Here is a 489-nt window from a genome sequence, read left to right as displayed (position 1 = left end):
TACGTCAATTTGTACCGGAGTATCTTCAGAAGTAGAAGCCGAATCATCCACGGCTACCGGCGCATCGTTCACTGGGTTGATAGTGATTGTTACTGTTGCAGTTAAATTACCACACTCTCCATTAGTGATTGTATAAGAGAAAGTATCCTCTCCATTATAATTCTCATTTGGAGTATATTCGAAAGTATCATCATCATTTTTAGTAACAGATCCATTTCCAGGCTGAGTGAAATCTACAATTGTTAAGTTTCCATCTCCTGGATTAGTATCGTTATCTAGAACGTTAATAGTTACAATGTTGTCCTCGTTGGTAGAAGCAGCATCATTATTGGCAGTTGCGCCGATAGGCTGCTCATTTATAGTTACAGAAGTAGCTGTTGAAATACATCCGTCACCATTTTTAGCAGTTACCTGATATGTTCCCGCGTCAAGACCTGTGAAGGATCCACTGGTTTGATAATCACCTCCAATACTATATTGAAGACCATT

Annotated in this window: 1 protein-coding gene; it reads right to left on the bottom strand. The window is 39.3% G+C overall.

The genetic code is table 11. The features are described 5' to 3' along the window. Positions 1–489: cadherin-like domain-containing protein (locus tag G529_RS16640; protein WP_026916364.1), on the bottom strand; the 489-nt coding region annotated here is incomplete at both ends.

This window comes from Christiangramia portivictoriae DSM 23547 (assembly GCF_000423045.1).
GTDB classification, from domain to species: Bacteria; Bacteroidota; Bacteroidia; order Flavobacteriales; family Flavobacteriaceae; genus Christiangramia; species Christiangramia portivictoriae.
The sequence above is the reverse complement of the archived record's forward strand: the minus strand, read 5'-3'. Positions and strand labels throughout refer to the sequence as shown.